A 3,035-nucleotide genomic window follows, 5' to 3' on the forward strand; every position below is an offset into this window, starting at 1 on the left:
GTAGGTTCGAGTCCTACCTTACCCACCAATAATATGGCGGATTCGTCTAACAGGTCAGGACGAGAGGCTTTCACTCTCAGACTGCGACTTTGGGATTAGTGCCATTACACTTTCAGCGCGCAACTGATAAGGTTCGGGAGCGAGTATAATTTAGACCTTTAGGATAAAAAATTGTATTGTAATTATATGTGGCTTATGATACAATTACCTCATAGATACCCCAGTAAAAAACGAACAGGAGTACGTTATTATGAGCTATCACAAAGCTGCAACACCTAAATTCCCACACATCCTTCACGGAGGCGATTATAATCCGGAGCAATGGCTGAATTATCCGGACGTGCTGAGTGAAGACATCAGGCTTATGAAGCTTGCAAATATAAACTGCGTGAGTCTCGGTATCTTCGCATGGGCACACCTTGAGCCTGAGAAGGACAAATTCTCATTTGAATGGCTTGACAAGATCATTGACAGGCTCTATGAAAACGGTATACATGTTATTCTGGCGACTCCAAGCGGTTCGCGTCCTCATTGGCTCGCAGACGAGTATCCGGAGGTCCTGAGGGTGAACGAGGGCGGTCAGCGCGCGCTCTACGGAAACCGTCACAATCACTGCTATACCTCTCCGGCGTACCGTGAGAGAGTGCGTATCATAAACACAAAGCTGGCTGAGAGATATGCTTCGCATCCGGCTGTGATACTCTGGCATATCTCCAATGAATACGGCGGAGACTGCCATTGCGAGCTTTGTCAGCAGGTATTCAGAGACTGGCTGAAAAGCAAATACGGTTCGCTCGATGTGCTGAATCACGCATGGTGGTCGAATTTCTGGTCTCATACCTACACGAGCTGGGAACAGATACACAGTCCAACAGGGCTGGGAGAATCTGCTATCCACGGTCTTGATCTTGACTGGAAGCGCTTTGTAACACATCAGACCATAGATTTTATGAAGGCTGAAATAAGCGCTGTGAGGTCAGTAGAGCCGTCTGTTCCGGTTACTGCGAACCTGATGGGCATATATAATTATTTTCTCGATTATTATGCTCTCGGAAAGGAACTTGACGTTGTGTCATGGGACAGTTATCCCGAGTGGCATCTGCCGAACAGGAATTTCGAGGTCGCACGCAATGAGAGCCTGTCGCACGATATGATGAGGTCAGTGAAGCAGCGTTCATTCTTGTTGATGGAGTGTACACCCTCCACCACGAACTGGAGAAGCATCAGCAAGCTCAAAAAGCCCGGAATGCATGAGCTTGCTGTAATGAATGCCATAGCTCACGGTGCTGATTCAGCGCTGTATTTCCAGCTTAGACAGAGCAGGGGAAGTGCTGAGAAGTTCCACTCTGCTGTAATTTCCCATACCGGAACGGAAAATACGAGAGTTTTCAGAGAGGTCGCGGAGCTTGGAAAAAAACTATCTGCTCTTTCTGAGAAGATATACGGAAGCTCCACAGACTCAGATGTAGCTATCATTTTTGATACTGAGAACAAGTGGGCGATGGATAAGTGTCAGGGACCGCGCAATGCCGGACTTGACTATTTCGGTATCATCCAGAGCTGCTATGACTACTTCTGGAGAAACGGTATAAATACCGATATAGTTGACTCGACTTATGACTTAAGTAAGTACAGGCTCGTTATTGCACCTATGCTGTATATGTTCAGAGCCGGGATACAGGAGAAGCTGCGACGCTTTGTTGCGGACGGCGGAATACTTGTCACTACTGCATTTAGCGGAGTTGTAAACGATACCGACCTATGCTTCCTTGGTGAAGCGACTGAGGAGAAGCTGTCAGATGTTACGGGAATGTGGGTCGAGGAGACCGACAGCCTATACGACGGCGAAAACAACAGTATGGTGTGGAACGGCAAGAGCTATTGGTTGCGTGAACTGTGTGAGCTGGTACATCCTACGGGGTGTGAGGTACTGGCAGAATACGATTCGGATTTCTATAAGGGAGCTCCGGCTATGACGGTGAATCGCTTCGGGAAAGGCAGAGCGTACCATATCTGTTCCATTGCTGATACCGGACTGTACAGTGACCTGTTCGCTGAAATATCCGCGGAGCTTGGACTTGAAAAGGCGATAGATGCCGATATCCCTGATAATGTGAGTGCTTCATACCGTAATGGTGACGGAGAAAAGCTTGTGTTCCTTCAGAATTATGCCGACTCTTCAGCTGAGATAAAGATCAGAGGTGAATATACTGATATGCTGACAGGAGATACATTGAGAGATGTTATTACACTTCCTGGACTGTCAGCAAAGATAGTCAGCGAAGTATGATGAAGAAAAAGTGTGAAAATGATAAAACAGCCGCGATGCGGCTGTTTTGCTGTTATCTGTAACGCTAAGTTCATGAGCCCCTTGTCTCTTCCTTCAAGCAAAATGAATATTATTCATTAATATGCATAAGTGATACTGTGAAAAAGCGATGCTTGTACGCTGAAAAAATATGATTAGCGTACAAATAGCGTACAAACTCATTTTTCAAAAAACCACAAACGGCTATTCTAAGCCATCTGTGTGATTGCGTAATGGTGACCCGTACGGGAATTGAACCCATGATTCCGCCGTGAAAGGGCGATGTCTTAACCTCTTGACCAACGGGCCATTTATTGGTAGCGGCAGTAGGATTTGAACCAACGACCAATCGGGTATGAACCGAGTACTCTAGCCAACTGAGCTATGCCGCCGTGTTAGCCGCATAATCACCTGCGACTAAATTATTATAGTACAAAACAGCTGAAAAGTCAAGCGTGGAAAGAAAATAGCAGCAAAATTTGTTGACACGCACAATTTATTATATACAAAGCAGCTTCTTGTTGTTGAAATTATAATTATGCGATTGACAACGGGATAAAAATACGATAAAATGTAATGGAAATCAAAATATAAACAGGTAGTGATAGATTGTTTCTTAAAAATCTTATATTCAGTCTGAATGCCACCGTTCCCGTATTTCTGATGATGGTATTCGGCTGGTTCATACACAGGATAAAGCTCCTTGACGACAACGCCACGGCACAGA

1 protein-coding gene and 2 tRNA genes are annotated in these 3,035 nt (G+C 45.5%); 1 reads left to right on the top strand and 2 read right to left on the bottom strand.

Going from position 1 to position 3,035, the window contains the following annotated elements; all coding sequences use genetic code 11:
- Nucleotides 1–250 precede the first annotated feature (250 nt).
- The gene (locus J6U00_RS14160) at nt 251–2,290 is read left to right on the top strand and encodes a beta-galactosidase (RefSeq protein WP_296582897.1); all 2,040 of its coding nucleotides are present in this window, start codon (nt 251–253) and stop codon (nt 2,288–2,290) included.
- 252 nt (nt 2,291–2,542) lie between these two features.
- Here J6U00_RS14160 and J6U00_RS14165 read toward each other — a convergent pair.
- Nucleotides 2,543–2,617: transfer RNA gene (locus J6U00_RS14165), tRNA-Glu, on the bottom strand.
- Nucleotides 2,618–2,623: 6 nt separating this feature from the next.
- Nucleotides 2,624–2,700: transfer RNA gene (locus J6U00_RS14170), tRNA-Met, on the bottom strand.
- Nucleotides 2,701–3,035: the final 335 nt, after the last annotated feature.

The organism is Ruminococcus sp., from assembly GCF_017650195.1.
Classification (GTDB): Bacteria; Bacillota; Clostridia; order Oscillospirales; family Ruminococcaceae; genus Ruminococcus.

Excerpts from the sequence above, each read along its gene's own strand:
- J6U00_RS14160 (WP_296582897.1), top strand. The coding sequence starts at position 251 with ATGAGCTATCACAAAGCTGCAACACCTAAATTCCCACACATCCTTCAC.